This is a genomic window from Haliea atlantica, assembly GCF_054779855.1.
The window spans coordinates 42,619-60,725 of the sequence record NZ_BAAGXL010000022.1; the positions used below are offsets into that span (position 1 = coordinate 42,619).

Annotated in this window: 15 protein-coding genes and 2 riboswitches; of the genes, 13 read left to right on the plus strand and 2 right to left on the minus strand. The window is 63.6% G+C overall.

All coding sequences use genetic code 11. From position 1 onward, the window contains the following. Positions 1-10: 10 nt before the first annotated feature. Together bluB and ACYVGS_RS14390 are read right to left on the minus strand one after the other, a co-directional pair. Positions 11-694, minus strand: coding sequence for a 5,6-dimethylbenzimidazole synthase (gene bluB, locus ACYVGS_RS14385; RefSeq protein WP_460589368.1), 684 nt, complete (start codon positions 692-694; stop codon positions 11-13). A 143-nt stretch (positions 695-837) separates the two neighbouring features. Beyond that, complete coding sequence (locus ACYVGS_RS14390) at positions 838-2,574, minus strand: TonB-dependent receptor family protein (protein WP_460589369.1); 1,737 nt, start codon at positions 2,572-2,574, stop codon at positions 838-840. A 267-nt stretch (positions 2,575-2,841) separates the two neighbouring features. After that, positions 2,842-3,047: riboswitch (cobalamin riboswitch) on the minus strand. A 215-nt stretch (positions 3,048-3,262) separates the two neighbouring features. Beyond that, positions 3,263-3,399, plus strand: a riboswitch (cobalamin riboswitch). A 160-nt stretch (positions 3,400-3,559) separates the two neighbouring features. Between ACYVGS_RS14390 and ACYVGS_RS14395 the strand changes: the two genes are divergently transcribed. From ACYVGS_RS14395 to ACYVGS_RS14455, 13 genes are read left to right on the plus strand one after another with little or no spacing between them, the layout of a single operon-like run. Continuing rightward, positions 3,560-7,933 carry a cobaltochelatase subunit CobN family protein gene (locus tag ACYVGS_RS14395; RefSeq protein ID WP_460589370.1) on the plus strand — a complete coding sequence of 1,458 codons (4,374 nt, stop codon included), beginning with the start codon at positions 3,560-3,562 and terminating at the stop codon, positions 7,931-7,933. Then, positions 7,930-8,373, plus strand: a complete 444-nt coding sequence (locus ACYVGS_RS14400; protein WP_460589371.1) for a MotA/TolQ/ExbB proton channel family protein — start codon at positions 7,930-7,932, stop codon at positions 8,371-8,373. The genes ACYVGS_RS14395 and ACYVGS_RS14400 overlap by 4 nt, the downstream gene beginning before the upstream one ends. Further along, positions 8,370-8,699 (plus strand): DUF2149 domain-containing protein, encoded by a 330-nt coding sequence (locus ACYVGS_RS14405; protein WP_460589372.1) that lies wholly within the window; start codon positions 8,370-8,372, stop codon positions 8,697-8,699. Before ACYVGS_RS14400 ends, ACYVGS_RS14405 begins: the two co-directional genes overlap by 4 nt. 55 nt (positions 8,700-8,754) lie before the next feature. Continuing rightward, a complete protein-coding gene (gene cobO, locus ACYVGS_RS14410) occupies positions 8,755-9,366 on the plus strand; it encodes a cob(I)yrinic acid a,c-diamide adenosyltransferase (RefSeq protein ID WP_460589373.1) in 612 nt (203 codons plus the stop codon). Between the two features lie 6 nt (positions 9,367-9,372). After that, the gene (locus ACYVGS_RS14415) at positions 9,373-10,857 is read left to right on the plus strand and encodes a cobyric acid synthase (RefSeq protein ID WP_460589449.1); all 1,485 of its coding nucleotides are present in this window, start codon (positions 9,373-9,375) and stop codon (positions 10,855-10,857) included. After that, a complete protein-coding gene (locus ACYVGS_RS14420) occupies positions 10,850-12,151 on the plus strand; it encodes a hydrogenobyrinic/cobyrinic acid a,c-diamide synthase (RefSeq protein ID WP_460589374.1) in 1,302 nt (433 codons plus the stop codon). Before ACYVGS_RS14415 ends, ACYVGS_RS14420 begins: the two co-directional genes overlap by 8 nt. After that, positions 12,148-12,723, plus strand: a complete 576-nt coding sequence (cobU, locus tag ACYVGS_RS14425) for a bifunctional adenosylcobinamide kinase/adenosylcobinamide-phosphate guanylyltransferase (protein WP_460589375.1) — start codon at positions 12,148-12,150, stop codon at positions 12,721-12,723. The genes ACYVGS_RS14420 and cobU overlap by 4 nt, the downstream gene beginning before the upstream one ends. Then, a complete protein-coding gene (gene cobT, locus ACYVGS_RS14430) occupies positions 12,720-13,874 on the plus strand; it encodes a nicotinate-nucleotide--dimethylbenzimidazole phosphoribosyltransferase (RefSeq protein ID WP_460589376.1) in 1,155 nt (384 codons plus the stop codon). The genes cobU and cobT overlap by 4 nt, the downstream gene beginning before the upstream one ends. Continuing rightward, positions 13,867-14,487 carry a histidine phosphatase family protein gene (locus ACYVGS_RS14435; protein WP_460589377.1) on the plus strand — a complete coding sequence of 207 codons (621 nt, stop codon included), beginning with the start codon at positions 13,867-13,869 and terminating at the stop codon, positions 14,485-14,487. Before cobT ends, ACYVGS_RS14435 begins: the two co-directional genes overlap by 8 nt. Continuing rightward, on the plus strand, positions 14,484-15,257 hold the full coding sequence (locus ACYVGS_RS14440) for an adenosylcobinamide-GDP ribazoletransferase (RefSeq protein ID WP_460589378.1): 774 nt from the start codon (positions 14,484-14,486) through the stop codon (positions 15,255-15,257). Before ACYVGS_RS14435 ends, ACYVGS_RS14440 begins: the two co-directional genes overlap by 4 nt. Next, positions 15,254-16,180 (plus strand): CobD/CbiB family cobalamin biosynthesis protein, encoded by a 927-nt coding sequence (gene cbiB / locus ACYVGS_RS14445; protein WP_460589379.1) that lies wholly within the window; start codon positions 15,254-15,256, stop codon positions 16,178-16,180. Before ACYVGS_RS14440 ends, cbiB begins: the two co-directional genes overlap by 4 nt. After that, positions 16,177-17,211, plus strand: a complete 1,035-nt coding sequence (gene cobD / locus ACYVGS_RS14450; protein ID WP_460589380.1) for a threonine-phosphate decarboxylase — start codon at positions 16,177-16,179, stop codon at positions 17,209-17,211. The genes cbiB and cobD overlap by 4 nt, the downstream gene beginning before the upstream one ends. Next, positions 17,208-18,107 carry a cobalamin-binding protein gene (locus ACYVGS_RS14455; protein WP_460589381.1) on the plus strand — a complete coding sequence of 300 codons (900 nt, stop codon included), beginning with the start codon at positions 17,208-17,210 and terminating at the stop codon, positions 18,105-18,107. The genes cobD and ACYVGS_RS14455 overlap by 4 nt, the downstream gene beginning before the upstream one ends.

The following is an 18,107-nucleotide window of genomic DNA, read 5'->3' on the forward strand; positions in this document are numbered from 1 at the left end:
CCGTCAATGCTCAGTCTAGTGCGGAAACACGGCGCACTGACACCAGCAACGGGTCTTCCGCGCTGGTCTCCCCCCATTGGTCTAGCCATACCAGACTTTCGAGGGGCAGGCGATTGCGCCATCCTCTAACCTCAAGTTCAGGCCGACTATAAAAATCGCTGACATGCCCCAGGCAAAGATAGGCTATCGGCTCCACCGATTCCGGCAATGCAAACAAGGTCTTCAGCACATCCGTCCGAAGGATGGAAACCCAACCTAGCCCCAGACCTTCGGCTCTCGCCGCCAACCAGAGATTCTGAATCGCGCAGACCGTGCTGTAGATGTCGGTATCCGGCTGCTGCGTTCTCCCCAGGACGGCGGGACCGGCCCGTGAGCGATCACAGGTGACACAAATGTTCACGGGAGCCGTGAGAATGCCTTCGAGCCGGAGCCGATCATACCGCTGGCGTTGCTCTCCCTCGAAGTGAGCAGCCTCTCGTTCGCGACAAGCCTCGAACTCCCGGTAAACCGCACGGCGCCTGGACGCTTCCCGCACGACAATAAAATTCCAGGGCTGGGAGAGGCCGACCGATGGCGCATGGTGTGCCGCGTTGAGGATGCGCGCCAACACCTCGGGGGAAACCGGGTCGGGCAGGTATTCGCCCCGGACATCCCGGCGACTGAAAAGCAGGCGGTAGAAATCCTCGACATTCATGAGTACACCCCCATCATGGTGGTTGACCGACAGCGCTTTCAGTCAAGGCCGACCGGGCAGCCACCATGAACGCTTTCATATCAGCCACCCGGTCTGGCGAGTGATAAGCAACGCTGATCACAGCCCTCAGGTCCAGCCCGGAATCAGAACGAGTAGGTCAGACCCAGCTGCCATTCACGCCCCTCCTGGTTGTAGCCCTTGTTGAGCTGGTAGTCCCTGTCAAAGATATTCTCCATCTTGAAAGTCGCTTCCAGCTGGCGGGTCAAGCGGTAGCCAAGCCGGAGATCGAAGGTAGCGTAGCCCCCCAGCGATTCGGTATTCGCCGTATTGGTATAGCGCTGTCCCTGACTTTTCAGCGACAGGCCCAGTGTCAGGGCATCAAACTCCCGATTGGCATTCAGCGTCAGATTGTCGCGACTGCGCTTGATCAGCAACTTGTCGGTACCGGCGTCCCTTGGCTCGACATAGCTGTAGGCAGCATCGACACGCCAACCCAGCATGTCACCACCTATCGCGAACTCGGCGCCGCTTATCTCTGCATCACTGACGTTGTAGGGTCGCCAGACAAAATCGGCGCCCGGCGCCCAATCAATCAGGTTTTTCACGTCGTTCTCGAAATAGGCGATAGACCAGTGCCAGTTGTCGTAATCGCCGCGTAGACTCAGCTCGCTGTTCTCCGAGGACTCTGGCTCCAGGTCGGGATTCCCCGCACTAAAGGGGCCGGCCGGCCAGTAGAGGTCATTGAAGGTGGGCGCCTTGAAACCCTCAGACCAGGACGCGATGAGCTTGTAGGACTCACTCAACTGCAGGCCAATCGCGGCATTACCGGTGGTGTGGTCACCAAATTCCTGGTTGTCGTCTTCCCTCAGGCCCAGCACCACATCCAGCTGGCGCCAGCTCGCCTGGTATTGCCCAAACAGCGCTTTGTTGTCCCGACTGCGCACCGGGTTGCCCAGTCCATCGAGGTAATCGTTGGAGTTGCTGGCAACGTCATCCTCGTAGTAATCGTAGCCCAGGGTGAGAAGATGCCCCTCGGCCACGACAATGTCGTTCTGCCAAAAAAGCTGCTGCCTTTCCGTGCGAAAATCCCCCTGGTTTAGGCCGGTAACGCTGTCGAAGTTGTCGCTGTCATCCGTGGAAACGCCGAGGGAGAGCTCCGTGCTCCAGACATCGGTCAAAGGCAGCCGTCCGCGCAGATTGATATTTTGTACGATGCCTTCGCTATAGGGCTTCTCCGAGGCATTGGAAGCACTGTCATGCTCGTTGCGGTTATTGCTCTCCAGGTAACGAAAGGAGAGATCTGCGCCATTGTCAAACCGGTAACCCGTGCTCGCGCTGACGGATTTGTTGCGGTAGCCATCCCGATCCTTGTTGAAGCCGGTATCGATTGCCAGATTGTCGATACCCTCCGTTTCCAGGTACGAAGCATGTACCCCGTAGCGCCAGTTGCCGCTGTTGCCACTGGAGCCCAGCGCGAGCCGGTACATCGCATTGCTGCCGGCCGCTGTGGTGAGGTAGCTGCCCTCGCTGGCGGAACCGTCGCGGGTAAAGATCTGAATCACGCCGCCGATCGCCTCACTACCGTACAAGCTGGAGCGTGCCCCGCGCACGACTTCAATGCGCTCGATCTGGTCCGGGTTGAGAAACTGGAAATTGGCACTACCCAGGGTGGCACTGCTCACCCGCTGGCCGTCGACCAGAATCAGCGTGTGGCCACTGGCGGTGCCCCGGGTGTACAGGCTGGTGGCGGACCCGGGTCCACCGCTGCGACTGATGTCCAGGCTCGGCACCTGGCGGAAAACATCAACCAGATCCAGAGGCTGACGGGCCTCGAGGTCCGACCGACTGATGGCGGTGACGGACGCCAGGCTGTCGGCCATGGCTACCGGTGTACGGGTAGCCGTTACAACAAGCTCATCAATATCGGACGAAGCAATGACAGGCTGCAGCGGCAAGAAACAGCAACAGCCCGCAAGGGTACTGCGGAAAACAGGCAGGTTTTTCATGATCAATCCTCAATCGGCAATTGTAAAAACAATGATTGAGGGAGGGGTAAGAGTGGCGAGCGCCATGTAACAGAGGCAGTTAACCACCGACAAAGCCCTCCGCTTCATCGTTGTTGCAGTACTGCACTCCGTGATAACACCAGAAGGCATTATCACCAGGTCGGTTTCGGGCTTGTGAATTCGATCGCGAACTCATTTACCGTTGCGGGGGCAGCGGTGGCGTTGTCAGCGGCGGCCGTGGAATTTGCTTGGATTCCTGCCGTGACGCACCACACTTCCCGTTTACCCTGTTCCAGTCTTCCCCGGCGAAGGGATGACGAGCAGGCACCTGATGCAGGGCGCGGACTCTATCGGCATTGCCAACGGTAAGTCAACTCAGAAAAACAAACAGCCTCTTCGAATTAACCGTTGATAACGCTAACGCCAGCTTTAGATAGGCCGTGTAACGCCGAACTCAACACAACCTTTGCCACCCAAAATATTTGCGTAACCAATAATTGATTAAATCTGTAAGGTGTCGACAAAAACGATTTTCAGTTGACAGCACTGACCTCGATCATTAAAACTGCCGACGCTTTGGCGAGCCGATTATCCATCGGCATTCAAGGAACCCGGTGAAAATCCGGGGCTGTACCCGCAACTGTCAGCGGCTTTTCAATAGCCGTGAGCCAGATACTTGTCGCCAGAAAATCACGGGCTGTCGCGTCTTTACCGCGCGCAGCCTAAAACGCTGGATAAACTCTGTTTTCCAGCACCGGGCGGGAATACTCGGTACTGCAACAGCCTGACTCCCCTTATCAGCTGCCACGGTACGTAGCTTTCTTGCCTCGAACTTTCACACAGTCGAGGAATCGTCATCATGCGTGGTTTGCTGCTGCTTCTGGTCTGCCTTACCCAGATAGCCTTCGCTCGACCCGATACCGCAGACGAGAAACATATTCTGGTCCTGGCTTCGCAACGCAACGCCGAAACGATCGCCGATGCCGTCCGGCTATTCAGCGAAAATCACCCACAGCTCCGCGTGATTGCCCGATCCGATGCCCAACTTTGGGAGATGACGGAGCCACAGCGGCAAACACTGGTCGACAGCGCAGACCTGGTGCTGGGCATCGGCCTGTTTGGAGCCAGCGTTGCCGAGCTGGAGCCAGTGCTGGCGCGAAGCGAAACCTCACTGCTGATGATCAGCAGCGACCATCGACTGATCCAGCAAAGCCGCATGAATGGTCGGACCATTTTCACTAACGGTGAGCAATTGCGGCATATCGCGGGTATGCAACCGAGCACGGATTTCGACCAATCACTCGACGACCTGACAGCTCGCTACCCCCGGCAAGCCGACTGGATCAATGCCCGCCGCTACTGGCAGGCGGGCGGCAGCAGCAATACTGCGGCCCTGTTTGCCTGGAGCTTTGCAAAACTGGGCAAAAAGATCGAAGTACCTCCCGCGCAAGCCCTTCCACGCCTGCGCTGGGTCTATCGCAATCAGGTCACGACAAGCCTGCCATCAGTGGACGACGACCAGCCACTAATCGTCGTACTGGATCACGCGGGCGGTGACCGCCCCGCCGATAACACCCTCCTGCGCGAATTCTGTCGCGCCACCAGTGTCGATGCAGGGCACGAATGTCTCACCGCGCTGGCTTACTGGGGTGAGGCTGGAGTGTCCGCAGCGCGGGCGCTGCTTCCTCTGAAACATCGCCTCACAGCGGTCGTCATGCTGCAGGACTTTGTGGTTGGCGGGGGCGAGGGACGGGAGCAGGTGGTCGACGCGTTCCGGGAACTCGACCTGCCCGTGATCAAGGCCATCAAGATGCGCGATCGCACCCCGCTGGAGAGGCAGCTGTCATCGGATGGCCTGGCGCATGACAAGGTTTACTACCAGGTCGCCTTGCCCGAATTGCAGGGCGCCAGTCAGCCCCTGGTCATCGCCGCGGCCGGCGGAGAAAGAGATGATCCGCTCAGCGGTATCCGTATCCAGCCCCTGGCTGCCGTAGACGAGGGCATCGCCACACTGGTCTCCAGAATCAACCGTTGGCATCACCTTCAAACCACTCCGAACGCCGAAAAGCGCGTTGCCATTGTCTACTACAACCACCCACCGGGCCGCCATAACATCGGTGCTGACAACCTGGATGTCCCCGCATCACTGTGGCAGATCCTCAACTGGATGAAACAGGCAGGCTATACCACGGGAGAGCTGCCGCCGACCCAGCAGGCCCTCCTCGACATGATGCAGGAACGCGGGGTAAACCTGCCCAATGACGCCGCGGCCCTCGAGAGCATGGGCCCACGTATCTCGCGCATGTCAAGCGGGCGCTATCGCGATTGGTTCAAGACACTGCCGGAAGCCGTGCAAAGCGAAATGGTGCACGGTCCCTTTGGTCTGCTGCATAGCCAGTTGACGAAGGCACTTGAGGCGGGGAAGACGCAGCTTGCCGAGGACGCCCTGCATCACACCGTGGAAGAGATGCGCCACTTGCTGGAAGGTGTTGAGCACCCTGCCCGTGAACGGGCTCTTTCCCTGCTGGGGCAACTGGAAACCTGCTACGACCGGAGCATCGAACAACAGGGGCCTCCCTGCCAGGAACAGGCATTGACGATTATCCGCGCCCTCCAGGCAACCGGTATCGAAGGTCTCGGAGGCTGGGGCGAGGCCCCAGGTCGGGTCATGACACTCGACGGCGAACTGCTGCTGCCAGGACTGCAGTTCGGCAACATCTTTATTGGCCCGCAGCCCCCCCGCGGCTGGGAAATCAATGAGGAACTGCTGCATGCCAACCTAGCCTTCCCGCCGCCTCACCAGTATCTCGCCTTCTACCACTACCTGCGCGACGACTTCCAGGCCGATGCCTTTGTTCACCTTGGCAGACACTCCACCTACGAGTTCCTCCCGCATCGCTCGGTGGGGCTGGCGGCGGATGACTACGCGCGCATCATTGCCAGCGATATCCCCGGCATCTACCCCTATATCGTTGACGGCGTCGGTGAGGGCATCCAGGCCAAGCGCCGCGGCCTCGCGGTCATGGTCGACCACCTGACGCCACCCCTGGAACACACGCCGCTGTATGACGACCTGCTGCAGTTGCGACAGCTGATCGAGAGCTTTGAGGCCAGTCACGGCACCGACAATCGCGTCCTTGAACAGCGTCTGGTGACACAGATTCGCGACAAGGTGGATGCTCTCGAGTTGAAGGACGAACTGGCCGAGGCCATGTCGGCCGAACTGGCGGTCATGGGCATTGGCTTCGACGAAGTCGATGACGACATGCTGGTGCACGAAGTGGGTCATTACCTCACCGACCTGCAGGAGCGTTTTATGCCCCTTGGCTTGCATATTTTCGGCCAGCGCTGGAAAGACCAGGCGGTGAACATGATGCTGGACTCCATGGCACCGGAGAGCGAACAACAGCGCGCCGACTGGGAGGGCCTGCTGCAGGCCTCGCCGGAAGCGGAAATGTCGGCGATGCTGGCGGGGCTCTCTGGCCGCTATATCGCGCCCGGACCGGGAAATGACCCCATACGCTCGCCGGATAGCCTGCCCACCGGCCGCAATTTCTATGCCCTCGACAATAGCCTCATTCCCAGTCCCGTTGCCTGGGAGCTAGGGCGTGAAATGGCCAGGGCTGCACGCAGCGATAAGCCACAGAACCCGGATAAACGCGAAGCGCTGGTCCTGTGGGCCTCCGATGTGGTGCGCGATGAGGGCGTCATGATCGCCTTTGGGCTGGACATGCTGGGCCTGCAACCGATCTGGAACAGCCGCGGACTGGTGAAGGGCCTGGAGCGACAGATACTGGCTCAGGGAGAGGTACGCCGCGATGTCGTCTTCACCACCTCGGGCCTGTTTCGCGATCTCTACAGCCGCCAGATGAATCTGATCAATCAGGGCGTACTGATGGCGCTGGACGCCAGCGCCAATGTCATCCTGCGCGACTACCCCGCCTTGACCCTGGCCCTGGAAAAAGCCCTGCAGCCACTGGAGAACCCGGAATACTGGGGCCGGCGGCAAGGCGGCAATGAAAGCCTGGCGCAGAACCAGGTCGCTGCGCACTGGGTCAGGCAGGCCAGGGATCTGCTGGCACGGGGCCGCGCGCCCGATGAGGCCGGTGTGCTCGCCAGCCTGCGGGTATTCGGCGATGCCCCCGGCAGCTACGGGGCCGGAGTCAACCGCCTGGTGGAACGCTCGGGCGCCTGGCAACAGCGAGAGGAACTCGCAGCGGTCTACCTGCGTCGGCTGGGCCACAGCTACGGCCGTAGTGGCGAGGACGGTGGTGGCTTCGGCACGCCAGTGGAGGAAACTTTCCGCGAGGTACTCAGCGAGGTCGAGAACACCTGGTTCGGTCGTTCCAGCAACCTCTACGGACTGATTGACAACAACGATGCCTTTGACTACCTGGGCGGCCTGAGCCTGGCAGTGGAAACTCTCACCGGCGAGGCACCGAACAACTTCGTGCTCAACCACGCCAATCCCGATGCCATCTCGGTCGAACCCCTGGCCGTCGCCCTGCGCCAGGAACTGCGTGGACGCTTTCTCAACCCCGAGTGGCTGCAGGGCCTGATGGCTCACGGTTACGCCGGCGCCCGCACCATGGGCAGCGAATTTCTCGAGTACCTCTGGGGCTGGCAGGTGACCAACCCGACACTGGTTGGCGACTGGGCCTGGCAGGAGGTCAAGGACGTGTATGTAGACGACCGCTATCAGCTCGGGCTGGACCAGTTTCTCGAGCAGGACCATAACGTCCACGTCAAAAGCAACATGCTGGCAATCATGCTGGTGGCGATTCACAAGAACTTCTGGCAAGCAAATGCCGCGACGACCGCGCAACTGGCCGGGCAGTTCGCGCGCCTGGTAAACGCCCATGGCTTGCCCGGCAGTGGTCATACGGCCCCTGACCACGCCATGCTGCCCTGGCTGGAACAGCACCTCCCGGAGGGGGACTGGGAAGCCCTGTCACAGGTCATCCAGCGCGCGGCATCGACACCGGAAGAGCAAGGGGAAATCCACCGCATGACGGAGATCGAGCTGCAGGATCAGGACGCCATCAGCGAGGCAACACAGGATGCTGAGCTTGCAGCCAGCGAAGGTAATGCAAGCGACGCCGAGGCCGCACGCGAGAGCAACCCAGCGAATAGTGTTGGCTGGCAATGGCTAGGCTTGCTGGCCTGCCTTCTGCTGGTGATTGCCGCGGGCTTCTACCGCGCCCTGACACACGCACGGCGGGTCGGCACATGATGTTGCACGGCCTCAGCATCGGCATTCTGCACCAGTTCGTCGGCTGGCTACTCTATCCGGTGATTATCGGTCTTGGCCTGGCGCTGCTTGTAACGCTCTGGGAGGCTGGCATCGCCATTGCGGAGCGCACGCTAACCCTGGATCGCTATCGGGGCGGCAAGCTCAGCACTTTCGAGCCCTATGCGCTGCAACGTTTGGATCGGGCCGATCTGCTGGCCCGCAGTGGCCCGATCCTGGGTCTGATGGGCACGCTGATCCCCCTCGGTCCGGGCCTCTCCGCGCTGGGATCCGGTGACATCGAAATCCTCGCCACTGCTCTGACTGTCGCCTTCGATACGACCGTAGTTGGCCTGCTGGTGGGCCTGCTTGCCTACTTGCTGGGGCGTATCCGGCGTCGCTGGTACGACGTTGTCTGGCAGTCTCTGGCAGGTCAGCCGTGAGAGGGCCGCAACAGCGGGAAACGCCGCCATGGCAGCGGCCGGGCATGGCCGACGGCGACACGGACCCACTCACCGGATTCGCCAACATCATGGACGTGATGCTGGTTTTCGCACTGGGCCTACTGATCGCCTTGGTCGCACAGAGCCGCGAGCTTCGCGGGCACTTCCAACTGGAGGACAGGGTGGCAATTCGCGAGGGCCGTGAACTCGCCGAGCCCCCGGACGCTTTACGCAAGCAACTGGAAAGTGGTGCGGAGGGCATGGAGTCCCTCGGGCAGGTCTACCGCGATGCGGAAACCGGCAAGCTGATTCTGGTCGGTCAGTAGCCAAGGCCCCGCGACAGAACATTTTCCAATCACTCTATCGAGACGAGAAGACACCATGAACGACACAAGCGACAAATCCGAACGCCACCGCAAGGCGATGGCCAAACAGAAGGCCAAGGTCGATCAGCGCATCGCGGAGGCGGCTACCGAACAGGGCGTGCTGCTGGTACTCACCGGCAATGGCAAGGGCAAGAGCAGCTCCGCCTTCGGCATGGTCGTGCGCAGCCTGGGCTACGGCTACAAGGTCGGCGTGGTCCAGTTCATCAAGGGCAAGCAGCTCTCCGGTGAAGAGCTGTATGTGCGAGAGAAATGCCCCGAGGTGGATTTCCACCAGATGGGCACCGGCTTCACCTGGAACACCCAGGACCGGGAAGCGGATACCGTCGCGGCCCTGGCCACCTGGGAAGAGGCCGCGCGCATGCTGCAGGACGAGAGTTTTCATCTGGTGGTTCTGGACGAACTCACCTACATGCTTGCCTACAAGTACCTGGACGAGGCGCTGGTGCTCAATGCACTGGCCAATCGCCCGCCCTCGCAAAGTGTCGTGGTGACCGGGCGCGGCGGCGGCAGCGCCCTGCAAGAGCTGGCGGATACCGTGACCGAGCTTAAGGATGTCAAGCACGCCTTCAAATCCGGCATCAAGGCGCGCAAAGGGGTGGATTACTGAGTGACCATGACACTGATGGTGCAGGGCACAACCTCCGACGCCGGCAAGAGCGTACTGGTGACCGGCCTGTGTCGCGTACTGGCCCGTCGCGGTGTCCGCGTGGCACCGTTCAAGCCGCAGAACATGGCTCTGAACAGTGCGGTGACCGCGGACGGCGGCGAGATCGGTCGCGCCCAGGCGGTGCAGGCCCAGGCCTGCCATCTGCCTCCGGAGTCCGACATGAACCCGGTGCTGCTCAAGCCATCCAGCGATACCGGTGCCCAGGTAATCATTGGCGGACAGGTACAGGCCAACATGGATGCCCGCGGCTATCACGATTACAAGGCGACTGCCAGGCAGGCCGTAATGGCGGCCTACCAGCGCCTCGCGGATCGCTTTGACGCCATCATCGTCGAAGGGGCCGGCAGTCCGGCGGAGATCAACCTGCGCGACAACGATATCGCCAATATGGGCTTCGCCGAAGCGGTGGACTGTCCGGTCATCCTGATCGCCGACATTGACCGGGGGGGCGTGTTCGCTCACCTGGTGGGCACCCTGGAGCTGCTGTCAACGACAGAACGGGCGCGCGTGAAAGGCTTCGTAATCAATCGTTTTCGGGGCGACATTTCCCTCCTCCAGCCGGGTCTCGACTGGCTGGAGGCCCGCACCGGCAAGCCGGTGCTGGGGGTATTGCCCTACCTCCACGACTTCCACCTGGAAGCCGAGGATGCCATCGACGCAAAGCAGGTGCTCGACCCGGAATCAGCCTTGAAAGTGGTGGTGCCTGTGCTGCCCCGAACCAGCAACCACACCGATTTTGACGCCTTGCGCTTGCACCCGGGCGTGGACCTTCAATTTGCACGCAGTGGCCAGCGCCTGCCCGGCGCAGACCTGATCATCCTCCCCGGCAGCAAGAATGTGCGCAGCGATCTCGAGACACTGCGACAACAGAACTGGGACCAGGACATTCTTCGCCACCTGCGTTACGGCGGCAAGCTACTTGGCATCTGCGGTGGTTTCCAGATGCTCGGCGAGCGAATTAACGATCCCGCGGGCCTCGAGGATACCCCCGGCGAATTTGTCGGTCTCGGCCTGCTGAACATGACCACGGAGCTGGCGCCACAAAAACAGCTGCGGCGCGTAAACGGCAGGCTCGCCTGGGCACCGGCCGCGGTAGAAGGTTACGAAATCCACTGCGGTATCAGCCACGGTCAAGCCCTGGAGCGGCCCTTCGCCCAACTGCAGCAAGCCAGTGACGGCGCCCTCGACGCGAGCGGCCAGGTCGCCGGCACCTATATTCACGGGGTTTTCGACCACCCGGAAGCAGCCGGGGCCCTGCTGCGATGGGCGGGATTTGAAAACGCCACCGCGATTGAATACCGCGCGCTGACCGAGCAGCAGATCGAACGCCTGGCGGACAGCCTGGAGGCTGCGCTTGACCTCGAGACGCTGTTTGCCGAGAGGATCGACCCACCCAAGCCATTCACCAGGAGCCCGCAAACCCATGACTGAGCAACGCTGCCCTGCCCTGCTGATCAGCGCCCCGGCCTCGGGCCAGGGCAAGACGACCCTGGTCGCCGCACTGGCGAGGCACCACCGCAATCGGGGACGTCGGGTGCGGGTGTTCAAGACCGGCCCGGACTTCCTCGATCCGAAAATCCACGAGCTGGCCTGTGGCCATCCGGTCCATCAGCTCGACTTGTGGATGGTCGGTGAACAGGCCTGTCGCCAGCTACTCCACCAAGCGGCCGCCGAGGCCGACCTGATTCTGGTGGAAGGTGTCATGGGGCTCTTCGATGGCGATCCGAGCAGCGCCGACCTGGCGCGACACTTCGGTCTGCCGGTGGCCGCGGTGATTGACGCACGGGCCATGGCCCAGACCTTCGGCGCCCTGGCACTGGGGCTGGCCACCTTCGAGCCGGCGCTGCAGTTTGCCGGTGTGGTCGGCAACCGGGTGGCCAGCGAAGGTCATGGGCAGATGTTGCGAGAGAGCCTGCCCGCGGGCATCAACTGGCTGGGCACACTGCCACGCTCGGAGGAGATTCACCTGCCGGAACGCCACCTGGGCCTGCACCAGCCAGACAGTATCGCCGACCTGGACAGCCGGCTCGACGCCGCGGCCGCGCTCATCGCGCAGGGTCCGCTGGCGGAGCTGCCACCGGCCGTAACCTTCTCGGCCCCGGAGGCAGTGGATGCCATACCCGCGCTGCTGAAGGGGCGACGTATCGCGGTCGCCAGGGACGCGGCTTTCAGCTTTGTCTACCCCGCCAACCTGTCGCTGCTGCAGGCGCTCGGGGCCGAACTGTGCTTTTTCTCGCCGCTGAGTGACAGTGCGCTGCCGGACTGTGACAGCCTGTACCTGCCGGGCGGCTACCCCGAACTGCACCTGGATGGCCTGGCAAACAATCACGCCATGCTGGAAGCCATCCGCGAGTACCACCGGGAGGGTTACCAGATTGTCGCCGAGTGCGGCGGCATGCTCTATCTCCTGGACAGCCTGAGTGCCCGCGGCCAGACGCGGCAAATGGCGGGGCTGATCGAGGCCACGGCGAGCCTGGGAGAGCGACTCGCCGGACTCGGCGCCCAGGCGGTCGACTTTGCCGGTGGCCAGCTGCGCGGGCATACCTTCCACTACTGCGCCTTCGACCAGGCGCCGGGCTTCGCGCACACGGCTACGCGCCATCCCCGTGGCGGGACGGGGGAAGGTGTCATCCGCAAGGGCGGACTGACCGCCTCCTTCATTCACTGGTACCTGCCGTCCAATCCCGTCCTCGCCGCCGCGATGTTCCTGGGACAAATCGCATGAGCTCGCAAGCACCTCACCATGAACTGGAGCTGATTCTGGGCGGCGCGCGCTCGGGGAAAAGTCGACTGGCGGAGCAACGGGCGCGGGAGAGCGACAAAAAGCTGTTCTACCTGGCCACCGGCGCCGCGGGTGACGCGGAAATGGCCGCCCGTATTCGTCACCACCAGGCCCGGCGCGGCGCGGAATGGCAGCTGGTGGAAGCCCCCCTGCACCTGGCCGATGAACTGCGGGCGCACCAGGGCGACGATCGCTGCCTGCTGGTGGACTGCCTGACGCTGTGGTTGAGCAATTGCCTGCACCGGGAGTGCTGGGACGCGGAGCGTGAGGCCCTGCTGGCAACCCTGCCGACACTCCAGGGGCGGATCATCCTGGTCTCCAACGAGGTTGGCTCCGGCATCGTGCCCCTCGGTCAACTCAGCCGCCGCTTTGCCGACGAGAGCGGCTTTCTTCACCAACAGATCGCTCAGCTCTGCTCACGAGTATCGCTGGTGGTGGCTGGGCTGCCGCTGGAACTGAAAGACCCGCAAGCCCCCTGCCCCCACGCGGCCCAACAAAAGGATTCCGCACCGTGAGCCACACCGAACTGCGAAACCCCGCCCACGGAGACGCTGACAACAACCGTCCAAACGAGCATGCGCCAGGTCTGTTAGAGGAGACTTTTGCCTGGCTTAAGGCGCCAGTCGCGCCGCCTGATGGCACCGCCCGACAAAGCGCCCTGCTGCGCCAGGGGGAGCTGACCAAGCCCGCCGGATCCCTCGGCAGGCTGGAAACCCTGGCGGTGGATTTCGCCGGCTGGCAGGGCCGCAGCCTGCCCTCACTGGAGCACTGCATGATCCGCGTGTTTGCCGGGGATCACGGCATCGTCGCCGAGGGGGTGTCGCGCTTTCCACAAGACGTCACGGCGCAGATGATCACCAACTTCATTCACGGTGGCGCGGCGATCTCGGTATTGGCACAGCAGTGGCAGGCTGATTTTGCCGTCGTCAGCCTGGGCACGGTTGTGCCAGTCCCGGCAGATCTGGCCGGGCACCCGAAGCTGTCGCGGCTGGACCTGGCGCCGGGCACTGGTAACATCTGCGAAACCGCGGCCATGGATGCCACCACGCTGGCCCGTGCCTTGCGGGCCGGCGCTGCTGAAATCGATAGCGCGCGCGTCCTCCAGCTGTTTATCGGCGGCGAAATGGGTATCGGCAATACCGCTGTCAGCGCCGCACTGGCCAGTCTGCTCCTGGATCTGTCCCCCGAAGAAACCGTGGGCCGCGGCACCGGTGTGGATGACGACGGCCTCTCGCGCAAGCGGATTGCTGTGCGTCGTGCCCTGGACCGGCACCGGGCCGCTTGCGACTCCCCCCTGGAAGCGCTGCGCAGGCTTGGCGGCCTGGAAATCGCGGCACTCACCGGCGCCTATCTGCGCGCCGCCCAGCGCGGCGTGCCGAGCCTGGTGGACGGCTTCATCGCCACCACGGCAGCGCTGCTGGCCTGCCGCATCAACCCCCCTGTCAGGGACTGGCTGCTGTTCGCTCACCGCTCCGCGGAACCGGGTCACCGCCACCTGTTGGAAGCGCTCGGAGCCGAGCCGCTGCTGGATCTGCAGATGCGACTGGGCGAGGGCAGTGGCGCGGCTGTCGCGCTTCCCCTGTTGCAATCCGCGCTGACGGTGCATGCGGGTATGGCCACCTTTGCCGAGGCCGCCATCTGTGCGGGCTTCCCCACCCATGACTGAGGCGCGCTACCCACTGACCACCGTGGACCTGCTGCGCCACGGCGAATGCCTGGGCGGCGCCATACTGCGCGGTCGCACCGACAGCCCCCTGAGCGCAGAAGGCTGGAAGCAGATGCACAGGGCACTGGAGCCTCACGCGGGCTGGACCCGCGTGGCCGCCTCCCCCTTGCAGCGCTGCCTCGACTTCGCAACCCGCTTGGCCCGGGAACAGGACATTCCTCTGGAAAAGAGCGACGATTTCCGGGAACTGGACTTCGGCGACTGGGACGGACTGACCCCTTCGCAAATCGCGGCGCGCGACCCGCTGCTCGCGGAAAAGGTCTACCGAGAACCTGAAGCATTTTGTCCGCCCGGCGGCGAGTCGCTGGACACCGCGCGCCAGCGCATCGTGGCGGCCTGGGAGCCACTGATCGAAGCCCATGCTGGAGGCCACCTGCTGCTGGTCGTGCACGGCGGGACCATCCGTCTGCTGCTGGAGCACCTGCTGCAGTCTCCGCACCTCGCTCGGTATATGGCCATACCGATGGCCTGCCTGACCCGGCTGTGCCTGTATCACACACCCGAGGGACTTTACCCACAGCTGCTGTTCCACCAGCCGGAGCCACGGGCATGAGGGGGCGGTTGCGACAGGAGTGGCGAGCGCTGCTGTTGGCCGCCGGCCTGCTCACGCGTATTCCGATCCCCGCCATCGGCAGCTGTGACAGCCGAACCGTCGGGCTTTCCCTGCACTGGTATCCGGTCACGGGGCTGCTCATCGCCCTGCCACTCGTTGCGGTGGCCGCGCTGACGCAGAGCTCCCCGCCACTGGCCGCCGCCCTGGTCCTGTGCGCCTGGGTGGCGCTCACCGGGGCCCTCCACCTGGACGGCCTGGCAGACTGCGCGGATGCCTGGGTCGGCGGCATGGGCGACCGGGAGCGCACCCTGGCGATCATGCGGGACCCCGCCAGCGGCCCCGTCGCGGTAACCGCGCTGGTGCTGCTCTTGCTGCTCAAGTGGACCGCGCTGACAGTCATCATTGCCGCACCGCTGGATACCGGCTGGTGGCTGATACCCGTGCTCGCCCGGCTGGCCGTGGTTCTGGCTTTTATCAGCACCCCCTACGTGCGCCCCGGCGGCATGGGCGACGGGCTCGGCGAGCAGCGCTCGCCTTGCGCCATCGCTGTCGTCGGGGCCGCCAGTGCCGTCGCGGCCCTGCTGCTGACACCGGCACGGATCGGGGGGCTGTGGCTGGTCGCAGCGAGCCTGCTGTTTTGGTGCTGGCGCAGGGCAATGCGCCGCCGCCTGGGCGGCTTTACGGGCGACGGCGCCGGTGCCCTGGTGGAATTGCTGGAGGCGGCACTCCTGGTCGTCACCGCCCTGGCCGCCGGAGGCGTCGCTTCATGATGGTGCTCGAGCTTGTCGCCGCGCTGGCTATCGACTGGCTGTTCGGCGAACCTCGCCACCACCCTCTGGTGGCTTTTGGCCACTGCGTGAGTACCGTGGAAACGCGTTTCTACCGCGCCGACCAGTCTGCGCGCCGGCAACAGCTTGCCGGCCTGTTGGGCTGGGCTCTGCTGGTATTGCCCCCGGTCGCGCTGCTCTGGACCTTGCTCTCCAACCTGTCCAGCCTGTGGCAGGGCATTATCGCCGTGCTGACCCTGGCCTTCTGCCTGGGCGGGCGCAGTCTAAGCGAGCACGCCCGGGCGGTGGCCGGACCGCTGGCGCGCGGCGACCTCGGCGCTGCGCGCCAGCAGGTTGCGATGCTGGTCAGCCGCGACACCCGGGCGCTGGATGAAGGAGGTATCAGTCGCGCCACTATTGAATCCGTCCTGGAAAACGGCAACGACGCCATCTTCGCCTCGCTTTTCTGGTTTGCCCTCGGAGGTGCGCCCGCCGCCCTGCTGCACCGGCTGGCAAATACCCTGGATGCCCGCTGGGGCTACCGCAGTGCCCGCTACGAGAATTTTGGCCGCGCGGCAGCCCGACTCGATGACCTGCTCAACTGGCTACCCGCCCGGCTCTGCGCCCTGGCCTATGCCCTGGTCGGTCACTGGCTTGCCGCGGTCCGCTGCTGGAGAACACAGGCCAGCCATGCCGCCAGCCCCAATGGCGGCCCCGTGATGGCGGCCGGGGCCGGCGCACTGCAAATCCGTCTCGGGGGGCCGGCCATCTATGCCGGCCAGCGGGAAAACCGCCCCATCCTCGGTTGCGGCCGGGAAGCGCGCCCGGCGGATATCCCCCGGGCCCTGGCATTGCTACGTCGCGGCATTCTGCTCTGGTTGCTGGTGATTGCCCTCGTGACATTGCTGCAGGAGATATCGGTATGACCCTGGTGCACGGCGGCAATCTCGCGGCAGCGGCGGCGCAATTCGGCATACCCAGGGAGCAATGGCTGGATCTCTCCACCGGCATCAGCCCCTGGAGCTGGCCGGTCCCCCCACTACCGCAGGCCGTGTGGAACCGACTGCCGGAACGGGACGGCGAGCTGGAGGCCGCCGCCGCGGCCTACTACGGCACAGGGAGCCGGGAGCTGCTGGCGGTACCGGGCTCCCAATATGCCATCGCGCGGATTCCCGGCACGCTTCCCACGGCGACCGCCGCTCTGCCCCTGTGGGGATACCGCGAACATGAGGCCGCCTGGCAGCGGGCCGGTCACCAGATTTTGCATTACCGGGATGCCGAACAACTGGCGCAGCTCGTCAGATCCGGTGCGGTTCGCCATGCCGTGATCATCAACCCCTGCAATCCCACCGCCGAACTGGCAGGCCTGGATCTGCTGACCGATATCGCGAGCGGACTGCAGGCGGTGGACGGCATGCTGGTTGTCGACGAGGCCTTCATGGACACCACACCGGAGAACAGCCTGCTATCCCGGCGTCCACCCAACACCGTGGTGCTGCGCTCAGTCGGCAAGTTTTTCGGTCTGGCGGGGCTCAGGCTGGGTTTTGTCGTGGCGGAGCGGTCCCTACTGGCGGAGCTCGGCGCGACCATGGACCCCTGGGCCGTTAATCACCCCGCCCGCTGGATTGGCACCCGCGCCCTCGCCGACCGGGCCTGGCAGCGGCAGCAACGGCGGCGGCTGGCGGTAAATGCGCACCGCTGGAACGAGATACTCGCCGCCGTATTCCCCGGGGATAGCCTGACAGGCAGCAGCCTGTTTACCAGCCTGCAATGCGACTGGCACCGTGGCCGCGCGCTCTACGCCTCCGCGGGTCGACACGGCCTGCTGTTGCGATTGATCGGTCCCCAGGCCGGTTCGGCGCAGCTGCGCTTCGGGCATCCACTGCCCGAGCACCACGACACTGCCCTGGCCAGACTCTACCTGGCACTCGGCGACCTCACTACGGAGCACACATGAAGCACCTGACTCGCAGCTTCGGCAACTGGGCCTGCGCCCTGCTCTGCCTGCTGGCCACAGCGGCTGCCGGGGAAATCCGCCTGGTCGATGTCACCGGCCACGAGGTGGTCCTGGAGGCACCCGCACAGCGCATCGTCAGCCTGGCGCCCCACATTACAGAAACTCTGTTCGCCGCCGGCGCCGGAGAAAAAATCGTCGGCACCGTCGCATCCAGCGATTACCCCGAAGCAGCAAAAGCCATTCCACAGATTGGCGGCTATGACCGCATCAATCGCGAGAGCCTGATGGCCGCCAGGCCGGACCTGGTACTGGCCTGGGAAAGCGGCAACGGCAGCGAGGTCATCGCCGGCCTGCGGGCCCTCGGTGTCACAGTCTATGTGAGCGAGGTCCGCGAGCTGGACCAGATCGCCGGCAGTCTGCGCGCATTTGCCACGCTGGCCGGTACCACCGAGGCAGGACATGCCGCGGCGGATGCCTTCGACAGGCGCTTGGCGGCATTGCGCAACACCTACAGTCACAGGCCGCCGGTCACGGTCTTTTACCAGATCTGGAATTCGCCCATCCTGACCTTGAACGGCGAACATCTGATCTCCGACGTCATTCGCCTTTGCGGGGGGCGCAACAGTTTTACAGACGCCATCGCCCTGGTACCCAAGATCAGTATCGAAAGCATTCTGCTGCGAGACCCCGATGTCATCGTCGCCAGCGGCATGGGCGAAGAACACCCGGAGTGGGTGGATGACTGGCGCCGGTTCCCGAGCCTGCGAGCGGTGCAGAGCCAGCAGCTCTACTTCATTCCCCCCAGCCTGCTGCAACGCCATTCGACACGGGTTCTCGACGGCGCCGAGCAACTCTGCGGTTTCCTGGAACAGGCGAGAGCAGGGCCCGCGACCTGA